Source organism: Bacillus cereus group sp. BfR-BA-01355 (assembly GCF_022663675.1).
GTDB lineage: Bacteria > Bacillota > Bacilli > Bacillales > Bacillaceae_G > Bacillus_A > Bacillus_A thuringiensis_S.
On the sequence record NZ_JAKUFY010000010.1, the window covers coordinates 22127 to 37570 of the forward strand.

A 15444-nucleotide genomic window follows, 5' to 3' on the forward strand; every position below is an offset into this window, starting at 1 on the left:
TTACTATAAGAGAGGTTGTAAAATACAGATGTGACATTTCGCACAGTTCAAGAGATTGTCAAAAATTCAGTAGAAAATAAGTTTGTGAGAAAATCTTTTATTCCGTTTTGAAGGGTTATGATTAATCGTGATTATTAGGAGAATGGTATTTTGAGGTATCGACTATTTTGCAAAAGAAAAACGCAGGAGAAATTCCTACGTTTTTCTTTATAAATATATAAAAAAGAGTTTTGATATTATTTCAAAACTGCCATAAGGAAGAGTTTAGAAATTGTATATAAGGAATTTTTTCTTTAACAATACTATTTTATATCCAGACATATTTTACATAAAACTACAAATCATTATTTACTGTATTGCCCTTAGTTACGGAAACAATTATACTAGATGTAATCGAAATAAATATTCTGAATATTCTTAGAATTAATGATAAAATTTTTACTACCTGCAAATAGAATTATAAATTTGTCCACTAAATAGATTAGAAAACGATAATAAAATTAGGAGGATTACGATGCCCCAGCTTGATTCATTACATCCCACTGTAGAAAAAATAATCAATAATATTGAAAAAATAATGGTCGGAAAACGAAAAGAAACAATCTTAGCTTTGACAGCTCTCTTAGCTGAAGGTCATGTGCTATTAGAAGATGTTCCTGGTGTCGGCAAAACAATGCTAGTACGTGCTCTTTCTAAATCCATTGATGCGGATTACAAGCGAATTCAATTTACACCTGATTTACTGCCGTCAGATGTAACAGGAGTTTCTATTTATAATCCGAAAGAGCTCCAATTTGAGTTCAAGCCTGGACCAATTATGGGGAATTTTGTACTTGCTGATGAAATTAATCGTACATCTCCTAAGACACAATCTGCTTTACTTGAATGTATGGAAGAAGGCAATATTACAATAGATGGCATTACAAGGCCTTTACCAAAACCGTTCTTTGTCATGGCTACACAAAATCCGGTCGAATATGAAGGAACATATTCTCTACCAGAAGCTCAGCTCGATCGTTTCTTATTGAAACTAAAAATGGGATATCCTACACCAGAAGAAGAATTTGAAATTTTAAACCGGATGGAAAAAACAAATCCACTCTCTCAATTACAGGCCATTACTACAATAGAAGAATTACTTTACTTACAACAAAGCGTACGGGTAGTAAGTATGGACAAAGCAATTAAGCATTACATTGTAAAGCTTGTTAATCAGACTCGTACGTATAGCTCTATACAGCTAGGAGCAAGTCCACGTGGCTCAATTGCTTTAATGAAAGCTTCACAAGCTTATGCATTTATCCATGGCAGAAATTATGTTATTCCAGACGATGTTAAATTTTTAGCTCCTTACGTTTTAGCGCATAGGCTCATTCTAAAAATGGAAGCAAAATTTGAAGGGATAACAGGAGAACAAGTTATCGCAAAAATCGTTGCACGAACTACCGTGCCGACTCAAAGGACGATGAACCCTTGATGAAACGAATGCTGCGAGCGCTATATCACGTTATGAAGTTATTGCTACTCCCTTTATGCCTAGTCTTAACATTTGTGTACGCTATGTTTCAAGGAGGGTTTGTAAGTTGGTTTTTATTTTACAGCACAATTCCCATTGCTCTTTATTCACTACTACTCCCCTTCTACGCTTTACGGGACGCTGAAGTAAAACGAACAACAAACCAAAATGGATATGTAGTAGGAGAACAATTTGTAAGCACGATTACAATAAAAAGAAAATTTCCTTTTCCCTTACTTTATTTAGTTATAGAAGATGAACTGCCACCACAATTTATAAGTTGTAAACAAACAAAGATGAATAAGGTAGTACTCTTCCCAGGATTGAAACGAAATATTTCGTTTCAATATGTTATTGACACAATCCCTAGAGGCGAGCACACTTTTTCAAGCGTTCGTGTCAAAACTGGCGATTTATTCGGCATGATGGAGAAAGAAGTAACTTTTTCAGTTCCAGATACATTTTTAGTCTATCCCCAGTATGTAGATATAGCGTATCGACAATTGGAAAATCATTTCGAACAAGGAGCGCTTTCAGCAAATATAAATTCTGCAAAAGACTCTACAATCTCTGTCGGTGTCAGAGACTATAAACCTGGAGATCGCTTTTCATGGATTGATTGGAAAGCAACTGCACGAACAAACAATATTATGACAAAAGAGTTTGAACAACAGCGCAGCCATAATATCATGATATTCATAGACAGAACCGAGTCTCCTCTATTCGAATCAGTCGTCACATTTACTGCCTCTATCGTAAGGGCTGTCTTGAAACAAAATTCACCAGCATCATTCGTGTCTATCGGAAAAGAACAAACTATTTTCCCTTTAGATAATGGAGATACGCAGTTACAACAAATCCTTTGTCATTTAGCAAAAGTACAAGCAGACAGTGTATTCCCGCTCTCCCAGAGTGTAGAAATAGAACTAAGAAAAATTTATGAGCCCGTCACGGTTATACTCGTAACAAGTAATCTTTCTCCCGATATTCAAAAGGCGGCTGATTGTGCTGCTATAAGAAATAGAAAATGTATGATTTTTGTCGTGAAAGAAAAAGCGAATCAACTTTCACACCGAGAACTCAGTATATTAGAAACTCTAAAAAAACGACAAATATTTGTAAACACGGTTTATGAAAACCGGTATACAAACGTGTTTTTTGAGGTGAGCAAATGATAACATTACAAGCAAAATACAAGTGGGATACGAACAAATTCTTCATGCATGCATGTGTATTTCTTCTTTTACTAGAATGGATAAGACCTCTTATAGGTATTACAAATGTAGGTAGATTAGATATTTTCGTAACATTTATAGGAATTTGCTTCGCTCTCTCTTTTTTTCAAACGAGGTGGCAGATTCCAATAAAAATTGTCACAGTCCTATTTATCATTCATTCCCTATATTATAAAAATGCTTTTATAAATCCATCTTGGCTAACAACACTCTTTTCTGATATGTCTCGAAATTCCTCCCTATTTTTCCAAGGGAATTTACTAGATATTTCTCCAGTTTTTCCGACGGTTTTATTTTTTCTCTCATTTTGGTTTTTGAGTTCTTTCACTTCATTTTGGATTATTCATAAAAAACGTGGGTTTTTATTTCTTGTATTGACTATTATTTATATCGCAACTTTTCATAACTTACATTTATACAATGCAAACTACGCTATTATTCGTACTGTTGTCATCGGCTTTTTTATGCTTAGTCTTCTTCAAGTAGAACGAATAAAAGAGCGCGAACACTTACAAAATTATGCTAGGGAAATCTCAAAATTACTTAGACCACTTACAATATTTATTGTATTATTAGCAACCATCGCATACTTTGCTCCAAAATTTGGCCCTCAATGGCCAAACCCAATGGATTTTTTAAAATTCAACACATCTGAAGCAAGTAAAGAACAAAAAGTTTCTACAATTGGGTATGGTTTAGATGACTCGCGATTAGGTGGTCCTTTTAAGGCGGATCCTACAATTGTTTTCACAGCACGAACGCAAAACAAACAATATTGGCGAGTAGAAACAAAAGATTTTTATACAGGAAAAGGCTGGGAAATTTCTGAAAATCCGAAAAAGGTTTCTTTTAAAAATAAAAACGACGTCGTAAGCTGGTACGAACAAAATACAAAAACGGAAACGACTGAGGCAACAATTACCATGCTAAAAAGTTATCCTCACCTTACCTATCCAGCAGGATTAGTATCAGTTGAGGCTTCTTCTGATGTATCATACAGTGTTAACTCGTTTTCAGAAAAAATTTATACAATGAATGGAGACTCTTCTACTACTTTACATTCGTATAAAGTAACATATGAGATCCCTGAGTTTTCCATAGAAAACTTGAAAGCTGTAAAAACAAATGAAGGTCAAGAAACAAATCCTTATTTTATGACAAAGTACACACAACTTCCCGAGTCATTACCACAGCGCGTAAAAGACTTGGCTGCCAATCTTACAAATGATAAAGACAACCGATATGATAAAGTATTAGCTATTGAAAATTACTTCACAGACAACTCTTTTACATACGAATCAACGAATGTCTTATTTCCTGCCAAAAGCCAAGATTATGTAGATCAATTCCTTTTCGATACAAAAAGCGGCTACTGTAATAATTTTTCGACGTCTATGATTGTACTACTTCGTTCTGCCGGGATTCCTGCTCGCTGGGTAAAAGGCTATACAGAAGGAACTCTTGACAATACACTTGCCTCTGCAGAAGGTGCGGATGTTTATACAATCACGAACGATAACGCACACTCTTGGGTCGAAGTATATTTCCCAGGATACGGATGGATTCCATTCGAACCAACAAAAGGATTTACCAATCCCTATAATTTTATAAATAATACGCCTGCTCCTATTTCACAAAATAGCGAAGCAAATAATTCTAATAACGAGCAAATACACCAACGAAATAATGAAGCAAAACTTAAAAGTTTAATAGAACATACAGAAGAAGCTTCTACTAAAAAGGTCACAAATTCTAAAACTAGTTTTTCTTGGTGGTACGTATTCCTCTCTACGATACCAATTAGTATTATGGGATACATTCTCTTTATCACTAGAATGAAATGGATGACATTTCTTATTATTCATTTCTATAGATACCGAAAAGATGATGCTGTTTATCAAAAAGCTTACGGTGCACTTTTAAAACAATTTGCGAGAATTGGCATACCACGGGGTGAAAGTCAAACATTCCGAGAATACGCTCTCCATATCGATACACTTTACAAATCGGCCGATATGCAACAACTTACTGCCAGTTATGAGAACGCTATGTATCAACAGGGGCAGGCTGCAGCAGAATGGAAGACATCCGTACACTTATGGGAAGTGCTTATGAAAAAAGCAGGTTCTCTACCTAAATCAGATGGCTTTGATACAGTTATTTAATCTTGAAAATGTGAGTTTAAAGAAAACGTCTCAAAAAACTACATTGTTCTTTGAGACGTTTTTTAATAAAGTGAAACTCCTAATTATTCTCCAAGTACCTTCTCAATCTCAACCTCTAAATCTACCGGCTTCGTCTGCGGCGCAAAACGCCCTACTACTTTCCCGTCTTTTCCGATTAAAAACTTCGTAAAATTCCATTTCACTGCTTTCATACCGAGTAAACCTGGTGCTTGTTCTGTCATGTATGTATATAAAGGATGAGCCTTATCACCTTTCACATCAACCTTTGCAAACATTGGGAAGTTTACACCGTAGTTTAATTCACAAAAACTAGTAATGTCCGCTTCTGTACCTGGTTCTTGTCCCCCGAATTGGTTACAAGGAAATCCGAGTATTTCGAGTCCTTGGTCTTTATATTTATCATACACCTCTTGTAATCCTTTATATTGCGGTGTGAAACCACATTTACTAGCTACATTTACAATAAGAAGTGCTTTTCCTTCGTAATCTTTTAACGATTTTTCTTCACCTGTAATTGTTTTAGCTGAAAAATCATAAACTGTCATTGTCTTTGCCCCTCTCTTCACTATCATTCTATGTTTATACTATACTACATTCGTGAATATACAGCTCTTATTACGTACTTATACGCTATAATGATAGCGCTTTATTTCCGTTCGAAAATTCGGCACAAACTACTAGACTTTTATGATGGAAAGTTTTACAATCGAAATGTGAATAAAATGTGACAGTTTATATTCCATTATAAAAGAAAAGGATGGTGTTCATTATGAAAACTGCACAACATGAAACGATTTCAAATCGCGAGTTTTATTTCGTACTATATATGATGTTATTGTATGTTACTGGCTGGGTAATCGATGTAAATGGTTTATTCTTAAGCTCCTACTTTAATTTAGCAGGAGAAATTATGCTTCCATTAGTTGGTGGGATTGTTGGACTGTTCATTATGTCTATTAATAAACAACAAACGAAATAATAGTATTACAAAAGGCAGAAGACGAGCTTTCGTTTTCTGCCTTTTTTCTATTTTAGCGTATAATAGAAACATGTAATATATAAGGAGTGGTAAATATGAAAAAAGTAGAGCAATTATCTTCTCACCTATATCTTATTGATGATTTCGATTTACAGCATAATGAACGAACAGGTACGTACGTTTTATTAGGTGACGATATTACTTTAATTGAAACTTGTGCAGCCCCTTCTCTTCCGTATATTTTAGACGGCTTACAACAATTACATATTGATTTAAACGATGTTAAAAACATTATCGTTACACATATTCATTTAGATCACGCCGGTGCTGCTGGTTTAATGATGGAAAAATGCCCAAATGCTACGTTATATGTGCATTCTCGTGGTGCTCGTCATATGATTGATCCAACAAAACTTATTTTAGGTGCAAAAGCTGTGTACAAAGAAGATTTCGATAAACTCTTTGATCCAATTCTTCCAATTGAAGAAGAACGTGTTCATATTGTACAACATGGTGATACGTTAAAAATTGCAGAAGACCGCATCCTTACATTTTATGATACACCAGGGCATGCGAAGCACCATATTAGCATTCACGATTCATTAACAAACGGGATTTTTACTGGCGATACAATTGGAATTTATTATAGAGAACTCGCAGACGTTGATGTAGAGTTATATCTACCATCAACGTCCCCTTCGCAATTCCAACCAGATGCGATGATTGCTTCTAAAAATCACATTCAAAGCATGAATGTAGATACTATTTATTTCGGTCATTACGGCGCATCCTCTCATGTTACAGAAATATATAATCAACTGGAACATTGGCTACCTATTTTCGTTCATACTGGTAAGGAAGTCTTTGAACAGTATAATGATTTCGATGAAGCGACTAAAGCTTTACAAACTTTATTAATGGATAAAATCTCTTCTCATCTTACAAAGTTAAACGTTCCAGCAGATCATTCCGTTTATAACATTTTACATCTAGATATAGAAATTAGTGCGATGGGCATTATTGATTATTTCACGAAGCAAGAAAAAGCAAACTCCACTATTAACTAACAGTAAAAGAAGAGATATACAACAGTAGTTATTGTATATCTCTTCTTTTTTTGAATATATTTTGAGTAAAGGATGGTGGAATATAATGCAAAGAGTAATGCTATAACCTCTGCTTCACATTATTTATCGTCTTATTATTATTTGTTGGAGTGAAGATTCAATTTTATTTAGATACAGACGCGCAAGTGAACTTTAACGTTTATCCAAGATTATTCTACTTTACACTCTTTCCTCTTTTGGTCGGCATTTTATTACGATTCCTTCAATCCATTAATCACGAAACAAGTAAACAAAACTGGCGTTTTCAACCGGATAAGTTTATCGCTATTACAGTGCCTACAATATTAATTTCCTTTTCTCCAGCACTACTTTTCTCACCACTTGGCGAATACCTACCTTATTTAGCTAATGTTATTCTTATAAATACAACTTTTGTTACGATAATTAGTTTAATAGCTGGTTATTCACTATTAGATTGTTTTATACAAAAGGACAATGCAACGATGAAAAAATATAATTGAATGCTCTATTTAATCGTGCAAGTCAAGGATTGTACCTCCTTGGCTTGTTTTTAGAATAATTATATTCCTGTATAATACAGTTATCGAATAAAATTCGGAGGAATGATACAATGTTTTTTCAATTTTTTCTACTAGCAATCATTATGTCTTTTATTAGTGGTCGACTAATTGGTACAAAACTAAATCTTTTCAAACAAGCAAGTGCAGCAACTTTAGGTGTTTCACTTACGTCAGCTCTGTATTGGTTTTTATATTTACGCTATCAAGATGAATCGGTTGTCGGTGTTGATAGATATTTTTGGCTAGGAAGCTCATTAATTGTATCCATGCTTTGTTACCTAGTTTTTGAATTATTTGATCCTATTAGACGAGGCGAAATGGATGACGTAGTAACGGAAAGCCGAAATCCTATTTCAAAATTCTTCGCAAAGGTTGGTAGACAAAAAAGATATATGCGTGTCTCTTCTATTGCAATAAAACACGGAATGGGTAAATATTTAGCTTTAAAGCGCTCGCCAGAAGCAGATCGTAAGCTCGCCACTTCACTTCGAAATACACTAGAAGAATGCGGCGGTGTATTTATTAAATTCGGACAAGTTTTATCAACTCGCTCTGATTTATTACCACCTGCTTTTATTCACGAGTTATCAAACCTTCAGGAAAATGTAACGCGTTTATCACAAAAACAAGTTGAAGAAATATTAAAAAAGGAACTACATATACCAAAAGATGAAATTTTCAGCTCCTTTGAAATGGAACCGTTAGCTGCCGCCTCTATTGGCCAAGTACATAAAGCGAAGTTGAAAGAAAACGACCAGGATGTCGTCGTTAAACTACTACGTCCTAATATTTCTGAGACAATTAAACGTGACTTAGATATTTTAATTCATTTTTCTTTATGGATTTCCAACAAATCAACTTGGGCTAAAAATATCGGATTTCTTGATTTAGCACATGGCTTCTCCATCGCAATGAAAGAAGAAATTGATTTCAAAATTGAGGCTCGTAACTTCGAACAAGTGTCTGATTCACTAAAAAATAGCGAAACGAAAGTAAAAATACCGAAAGTATATAAAGAATACAGTAATTCAAAAATACTTGTGCTTGAATTTTTAGATGGAGTAAGTGTTAAAAGTGGGTCAGCATTATTAAATGAATTACAAATTGATACGAAAAAAGTACAACGACAACTCTTTGATTGTATTTTAGAGCAAATTTTCTTTAAAGGTATTTTCCATGCAGACCCTCATCCAGGTAATGTGTATATTCTTCGTGATGGCACACCTGCATTACTTGATTTCGGTTCCGTCGGGCGATTAGGAACACTACAACAAGATGCATTCAAGCGACTACTTATCGGCTTTGAGCGCAAAAATTCTTATGTCTTGCTTGATGGACTGCTTCAATTAGTTGAAAAGAAGCCAAATGTTGATAAAGAGGAATTAGAACAATCTATCAGTCAATTATTAATCCAAAGTACGTATGGTTCTACAAATGGTTCTGAAGAATTCATTCAGGGGCTATTTCAAATAATCGCTGAGTTTGAATTAGCATTTTATCCAATGGTTGCAGGGGCTTTCCGTTCTCTAATTACGCTAGAAGGAACGATGCTGCAACTAAATCCCGAATTCAATTTAATGGACGAAGCGAAACGCTTTGCGAAAGATCATGCAGCTAGTTTCATATCAGTTAACAATTATTCTAGTTTAAAAGAAGCTGCAACAAACGAATTACTCGCTATGTTACCTGCCATGCGACGCATTCCTAGAAAACTAGATGATTTAAGTTCAAAACTAGAAAACGGAGAACTATCCGTTAAGGTTGGCTTTTTCTCTGACGAAACAAATGCATCGTTTATTACTACATTTATCTCACAATTCCTCATTGCATTTATTGGAACTGCATTTGGTGGGATTTCGGTAGGCGTATTGCATTTAGCAAACAGTGCGACAGAGCCAAATGATCAATTTTTAAGTGTCGTTGGTTACGGTGGTTTATTTATAAGTGCGATATTACTTGTAAGAGTCGCTATTCATGCGGTAAGGAAATTTAAGTAATAATAAAATGAGTATACAATCACGTAGATTGTATACTCATTTTTTATTGTTTACATATTCAATATGTAATAGTTAAACGAAAGAAAGCTTTGAGCTTTTTTACTTATCTCACCTTTTCATCTACATACTCCATAAACTGCTCCGCTTTAATAAATCTTTCTTTGTACGCCTCAGGTACTTCTTCTACTGTTATCCCGCCACTCGATTTCGTTTTTACTAACACAGTTTGATATGACATTAATGCCTCCATATATTGTTCATACTCTTCAGGAGTTAGTACTTCTTTACTAGATTTATGGCCATTTAATTTATCAAAATACGGATGAAGCTCCATTACTACCTTTTTCAATTCCTCTTTTTTAGCTGGTGATAATTGATCGTAATCTATATTACCGTTCGAATCTCCGTACGCAAGCTTTGCACTAGTTAATTTTTTCATTTCTTTTGTAAACTCTTCATATTCCTTCGTACCCATTTCATCTTTCGCTTCTGATAATTTTGCATTAAAACGCATGTACGCTTCTAATGTCATCGCTCCGGCATGTTTTTTTAAATTCTCAAACGATCCGTATATACCATCCGCCATAATAGATTGATACGCAAAACCAGTCGTTGGGAGTAAAAATGCTGCCGCAAGCACTCCTGCGATAAGGCGCTTCTTCCTTTTACTTCCCCCGCTCTTCATTTTTATTTGGACAATTACTTTTTCTTTTAACTCCGGCGGGGCAATAATCCCCTTCGCTTCTTCTTGTATAAATTCTCTAACTCTACAATCTAAGCTCATTTCACATTCCCTACCTCTCCTAAAAAGATTTCTTCTACTTGCTCTTTTTGACGTAGTTTTTTTAGTGCTGCATGAATTCTAGATTTCACAGTACCGATTGGAATATGCAATATGTGTGCTACTTCTTCTTGTGAATAATCGTGTAAGTATCTTAAGATAATAACTTGTTTCAATTTATACGGTAATTTATGAATGAGTTCGATTAGTTTTTGGTTTGATAGTTTACTTACAACATCGTTAGAAAAATCAATTTGTACTGGTTTTCTTTGCTCTTCTGCTTTTTTTACAATTCGTAGTCGCATCCACCTCTTTCTTCTATAAGAGTGAATTTGTTTAATTGTAAGTCCAATTAGCCAAGGACGAAATGGCTTCTCGCTATCATACTTACGAAGCGATTCATATAGCTGTATGTATATTTCTTGAACGACATCATCTACATCCGTTTTATCTTCTATTAAAAAATGTGCTGTTTTATATACTTCTTGAATCGTTTTATCATACAATTCGCTATACGCTTCTTTATTGCCTGATAAAGTTAATTGGATTAAATCTATATACACCGTTTCATCCTTCATATTCCATCCCTCCTTTGTCTTACACTTTATATTGGCAAGTAATTGATATTTCGTTCGATTTTTCAATTTTTTTATATAAATTAATATAATGATTCAATCAGTTCATAAGCTTCACTTATAATCACACATAACTATTATATAATTTTCCAATTTCTAATGACGATTTAAAATGATTTATATAATCAAATTTAGGAGGATATATAATGAAAGCTATCATTGTAACGTCGTTCGGTGGTCCTGAAGTGATGAAATATACAGATGTGGATATGCCGACTATTTCAGAAGATCAAGTTTTGATTCGCGTTGTTGCTACTAGTATAAATTTCGCCGATATTAAATCCCGTTATGGTAAAAAAGGAAATAAAGCACTACCTTTTATACCAGGGATAGATGCCGCTGGTATTGTAGAACGTGTCGGTTCTCAAGTGAAAAATATTCATCCTGGACAACGTGTCATTGCTTTTCCTCAAAATGGATCTTACGCAGAATACGTTGTCGCAAACGAAAACCTTACTTTCGTTTTACCTGATGAAGTCGATTTTCAAACTGCAGCTGCTTGTCCGATTGTATCTTTTACAAGCTATAATTTACTCGCAAATGTTGCAAGGCTTCAACAAGGCGAGTCTGTACTCATTCATGCTGCGGCTGGCGGAATTGGTACAACAGCTATTCAACTTGCAAAACGATTAGGGGCTGGAACCGTTATTGGTACTGTCGGAAGTGAAGTAAAAAGAAAAATAGCTTTAAATGCTGGAGCTGATTATGTTATTTGTCACCAAGATGAGGATTTTGTAAAGAAAGTCAACGAACTGACAAACGGTGAAGGGGTTGATGTAATTTTAGACTCTATTTCTGGAACGGTTTCAGAAAAAAGTTTAAATTGTCTCGCTTATTATGGTCGCCTCATTCATTTCGGTAATGCTAGCGGTGAAATTGGTAATTTCCAAACGAAAGATTTACACGCAAGTTGTCGCTCTATACTCGGTTTTAGCTTTGGCACTACACGAAAAAAACGTCCTGAACTACTCCAAGAAACTGCAAATGAAGTTTTCCGTTATTTACGTGATGGCAGTCTAAAAGTAAAAGCAACGAAATCTTTTCCGCTTCAAGATGCAGGGAAAGCACATGAATGGGTCGAAAGTAGAAAAAGTACAGGGAAAGTAATACTAACTGTTCAGTCCTCTTCCTGAAATGAATACTTGAAACCGAGGTGTCATTCATGGGATCACGAATTATGCATGCTATTATCGCTATCAAGATTGCCGAAAAACTATATATCCAAGATAAAACTTCTTTCATACTTGGAGGTGTAGCCCCTGATGCGGTTCATTCAGCAGAAGAAAAAGGAACTTCACACTTTTACGCTGGTACAACGAAAAACTATACGAGAAGGATAGATTTCAATTCTTTTTTTCAAAAATATAAAGCTCATATGGATTCCCCTTTTCTCTTAGGCTATTACACCCATCTCATTGCCGATGACAATTGGCTAAGCGGCTTTTTTCTACCTTGGCTAAAAAATAGAATCGAAAATGACGAAACGATCGCACCCCTGTACTATAACGATTTTAAATTATTAAATGCAAAGTTGCTTCATCATTACGATACAGAACAGCAACTCTTCTCTCTTCTCAACCAAGAGGCTCACATCATGGATATTGAAGAAGTTTCTAAAGAAAACGTTTTTTCTTTTCGAAAGTATCTTTTTGAAGATATGTTGTATCCGGAGCAAAATTTGCATGAAGACTTACAAGTGTTTACGTTTGACCAAATCGTTGGTTATATTGAGACAGCCATTGAAAAAGGCGTATTTTATATTAATCAATTCTCTAATGAAAAATCCACTTCAAACATGTAATCCCCCTCAATATATTTGAGGGGGATTTTCACATAGTAATATTACTATTTGTTCTTTTCCATAACCGCAAAATAATTCCCTTCGCTATCAGCAAAGTTAAATACTTTACCAGAAGGCATAGTTACCATTTCTCCAACAGTAACATTTTTATTTTTTAAATCTGCATATAATTGATCCAGATTTTCTGAGAAGAACATTAAGGACGGTGTACCAAGATTTAATTCTGGGCTCATTTTCGAAATAACTTCTTTATTATGTAGTATAATGCTCGTTTCAGCACCATTAGTCGGAGCGATTTCAATCCATCTCATTCCTTGCTTGTTATCTTCCTCTGCTACTACATGAAACCCTACCTTTTCCGTCCAGAAATTTACTGCCTCATCTTGATTATTTACATACAGCATAATTTGTCCAACTTTATGAATCATTTGTATTCCTCCTATTGTTTTTTTACATTCTATGTAGCTTTCTACAGCTGCTATCGTTATTCCTTTTGAGTTGGTATGTACTTCTTTGCAAAATTTATCGACTGACTCATCCCATCCAGTTCGTCAAAATAATCATTTCTTTCAATCATGTTATATCCGTCGAATCCAATTTCATCTAATACTTTGAAAAATATATCGAAATCCACTTCACCATTTCCTACTGCTACTTCTATATACTTACTTGAACGATCGCTTTTCACTTCTTTACAATCTTTAATATGAGTTTGTACTATATAATCTTTTAATAGTAATAAACTTTCTTCCGGATTTTCATTTACATCACTTATTAAATTTGCTGGGTCAAAGTTAACAGCTAGTCCTTTCGAGTTTACAGTTTCTAAAAATTGTTTTAATACTATTGTTTTTTCAGATCCCGTCTCAATAGCAAAGACTCCCCCAAGTTTGAATGCTAATTCCCCTATCTCATAACAAACCCGTATCATTTTATCATAGTACTCACTTTTTTCATCATCTGGAACTTTCCCAATATGAGCTGTTATTATCTTTGCTCCCAGCTCCAAACCTCTGTCAGTAATATATTTAATCTGATCTATTGCACTGTCAACTTCTGTTCCTGTAATTCCATTTTCTCCAAAACTAATTGCTAATGATGGAATCTTTATTCCATTAAAAGATAAGCTTTTCTTTAAAGCAGTCCATTCTACCACTGGAATATTAGCTAAGTTGAAGTTTTTATTCATAGCATATAATTGAATATATTCTAAATCCCATTCCCTTGCTTTTTGTATTCCTTCGTTTACTTCAATATGTTTCGTATTCAAAAACATTCCTAATTTCCTATCCATATATGTACCTTCTTTTTATTATTTCGCATCAATTTAATATTCGACTTTTTTTATATTACTTCCTTTTACATATGTTGATTTAAAAAATGATGATAGATACATTTTAATAACCATTAATAAACCTCCTTGTATTATTCAATTGCAAATAAAAAAAGACGTAACTACAAATAGTTACGCCTTCCCCATTATTTATCTAGGCTTTTTCTTCCCAGTAAATGCTGGTTTCTTTTTCTTTGGTGCTTTCGGTTTCGTTTCTACGAATGATCCGTTGAACATTTCTTGCTTCGTAAATACGATGCCTAGTTTTTTCGCAAATTGCAGTAATTTACGTTCTTCTTGTTCTGTTACAAGAGAAACTACTGTTCCTTCTTTACCCATACGTCCAGTACGTCCTGAGCGGTGAATGTATTGGTCTACTGTGTCTGGTAACTCTAAGTGAATTACATGTGTTAAATCATCAATATCGATACCGCGTGCTGCAATATCAGTAGCAAGGAGAATCTCTAGTTTCCCACCACGGAATGCACGCATCGTCGCTTCACGCTCTTGCTTACTTGCTTCTGCATGAAGAGCTGCTGCTTTCATTTTACGGAATTGCAATTTCTGAGTAATTTCATCTAAACGGAATGGGTCATTTAAGAAAGCAACTGCTTTTACATCGCCCATATGCATAATTCTTCTTACGTAATCATTTTTTTCGCGTCGCTCACAAATGATATACGTATGTTCAACTAAGCTTTTTGACTCTGCACGTGTTATACGCACTAATTGTGGTTCAACTGCTAAATCGCGTGCAGCATCTTCTGCCGCTTTTGTAATTGTCGCCGAGAAGAATACTAATTGACGATCTCGCATTGTAGATTTAATTACATCTTGTACTGCGCCCATCATCTTTTGTTTTACAATTTGATCAAACTCATCAAATACAATCGTTTTTACTTCATGCATCTTTAACTTTTTCATTCGAATTAATTCTAAAATACGTCCTGGTGAACCGACAATTACTCTCGGGTGTTTCTTTAATTTTTCAACTTGGCGCTTAATATCTGCACCACCAATTAAAGATGCCCCTGAAATTTCAGTTCCTGCTGTAAACTTTTGAACCTCTTCATGAATTTGCATGACAAGTTCACGTGTTGGCGCTAAAACAACAACTTGTGGCTGTTTTACTTCAGGATTAATTTTATGTAAAAGGGGTAATAAGTACGCTAATGTTTTTCCTGTTCCAGTTGGAGATTCAGCTATAACGTCTTGTCCTTCTAAAATAGTTGGAATCGCTTGTTTTTGAATTTCAGTTAATTCTTTAAAACCAGCCTTCTCCCAAGCTTCTTGTAAAAATGGTTGCATATCTTTTATCATTTGTTTTTCTCCT

The 15444-nt window shown here is 34.6% G+C and carries 14 protein-coding genes and 1 pseudogene; 9 read left to right on the plus strand and 6 right to left on the minus strand.

The annotated features are described in order from the left end of the window. Positions 1 to 514: 514 nt before the first annotated feature. From MR167_RS05330 to MR167_RS05340, 3 genes are read left to right on the plus strand one after another with little or no spacing between them, the layout of a single operon-like run. A complete protein-coding gene (locus MR167_RS05330; protein ID WP_001135803.1) occupies positions 515 to 1477 on the plus strand; it encodes an AAA family ATPase in 963 nt (320 codons plus the stop codon). After that, positions 1477 to 2691: a DUF58 domain-containing protein gene (locus tag MR167_RS05335; protein WP_074789616.1), complete on the plus strand. Its 1215-nt coding sequence runs from the start codon at positions 1477 to 1479 to the stop codon at positions 2689 to 2691. Before MR167_RS05330 ends, MR167_RS05335 begins: the two co-directional genes overlap by 1 nt. Continuing rightward, a complete protein-coding gene (locus MR167_RS05340) occupies positions 2688 to 4916 on the plus strand; it encodes a transglutaminase TgpA family protein (RefSeq protein WP_086396567.1) in 2229 nt (742 codons plus the stop codon). Before MR167_RS05335 ends, MR167_RS05340 begins: the two co-directional genes overlap by 4 nt. An 83-nt stretch (positions 4917 to 4999) precedes the next feature. On the opposite strand, the gene bsaA is transcribed toward MR167_RS05340, so the two are convergent. Next, complete coding sequence (gene bsaA, locus MR167_RS05345; protein WP_000219434.1) at positions 5000 to 5482, minus strand: glutathione peroxidase; 483 nt, start codon at positions 5480 to 5482, stop codon at positions 5000 to 5002. A 224-nt stretch (positions 5483 to 5706) separates the two neighbouring features. On the opposite strand from bsaA, the gene MR167_RS05350 reads away from it, so the two are divergent. The 4 genes and pseudogenes from MR167_RS05350 (at position 5707) to MR167_RS05365 (ending at position 9561) form a co-directional block, all read left to right on the plus strand. After that, positions 5707 to 5916 carry a DUF3925 domain-containing protein gene (locus MR167_RS05350; RefSeq protein ID WP_000844984.1) on the plus strand — a complete coding sequence of 70 codons (210 nt, stop codon included), beginning with the start codon at positions 5707 to 5709 and terminating at the stop codon, positions 5914 to 5916. A gap of 95 nt (positions 5917 to 6011) precedes the next feature. Next, positions 6012 to 6983 (plus strand): MBL fold metallo-hydrolase, encoded by a 972-nt coding sequence (locus MR167_RS05355; protein WP_242314134.1) that lies wholly within the window; start codon positions 6012 to 6014, stop codon positions 6981 to 6983. A gap of 85 nt (positions 6984 to 7068) precedes the next feature. After that, positions 7069 to 7504 (plus strand): annotated as a pseudogene (locus tag MR167_RS05360) (hypothetical protein). A gap of 110 nt (positions 7505 to 7614) precedes the next feature. After that, positions 7615 to 9561: an ABC1 kinase family protein gene (locus tag MR167_RS05365; RefSeq protein WP_242314135.1), complete on the plus strand. Its 1947-nt coding sequence runs from the start codon at positions 7615 to 7617 to the stop codon at positions 9559 to 9561. Between the two features lie 103 nt (positions 9562 to 9664). Here the strand turns inward: MR167_RS05365 and MR167_RS05370 are convergent, their stop codons facing one another. After that, positions 9665 to 10345 (minus strand): DUF3600 domain-containing protein, encoded by a 681-nt coding sequence (locus MR167_RS05370; RefSeq protein WP_242314136.1) that lies wholly within the window; start codon positions 10343 to 10345, stop codon positions 9665 to 9667. Continuing rightward, positions 10342 to 10920, minus strand: a complete 579-nt coding sequence (locus MR167_RS05375) for a sigma-70 family RNA polymerase sigma factor (RefSeq protein WP_098096370.1) — start codon at positions 10918 to 10920, stop codon at positions 10342 to 10344. The genes MR167_RS05370 and MR167_RS05375 overlap by 4 nt, the downstream gene beginning before the upstream one ends. A gap of 203 nt (positions 10921 to 11123) precedes the next feature. Here MR167_RS05375 and MR167_RS05380 point away from each other — a divergent pair, with 203 nt between their 5' ends. Both MR167_RS05380 and MR167_RS05385 read left to right on the plus strand, forming a co-directional pair. Then, positions 11124 to 12110, plus strand: coding sequence for a quinone oxidoreductase family protein (locus MR167_RS05380; protein ID WP_150158009.1), 987 nt, complete (start codon positions 11124 to 11126; stop codon positions 12108 to 12110). Between the two features lie 29 nt (positions 12111 to 12139). Further along, positions 12140 to 12778 carry a zinc dependent phospholipase C family protein gene (locus MR167_RS05385; protein ID WP_000535582.1) on the plus strand — a complete coding sequence of 213 codons (639 nt, stop codon included), beginning with the start codon at positions 12140 to 12142 and terminating at the stop codon, positions 12776 to 12778. A 44-nt stretch (positions 12779 to 12822) separates the two neighbouring features. On the opposite strand, the gene MR167_RS05390 is transcribed toward MR167_RS05385, so the two are convergent. The 3 genes from MR167_RS05390 to MR167_RS05400 all read right to left on the minus strand — a co-directional run bounded on the left by MR167_RS05390 (position 12823) and on the right by MR167_RS05400 (position 15431). After that, positions 12823 to 13206 (minus strand): VOC family protein, encoded by a 384-nt coding sequence (locus MR167_RS05390; protein ID WP_000581472.1) that lies wholly within the window; start codon positions 13204 to 13206, stop codon positions 12823 to 12825. 56 nt (positions 13207 to 13262) lie between these two features. Further along, positions 13263 to 14072, minus strand: a complete 810-nt coding sequence (locus tag MR167_RS05395; RefSeq protein ID WP_000375201.1) for a sugar phosphate isomerase/epimerase family protein — start codon at positions 14070 to 14072, stop codon at positions 13263 to 13265. 189 nt (positions 14073 to 14261) lie between these two features. Next, positions 14262 to 15431, minus strand: coding sequence for a DEAD/DEAH box helicase (locus MR167_RS05400; RefSeq protein WP_000588599.1), 1170 nt, complete (start codon positions 15429 to 15431; stop codon positions 14262 to 14264). Between the last annotated feature and the right edge of the window lie 13 nt (positions 15432 to 15444).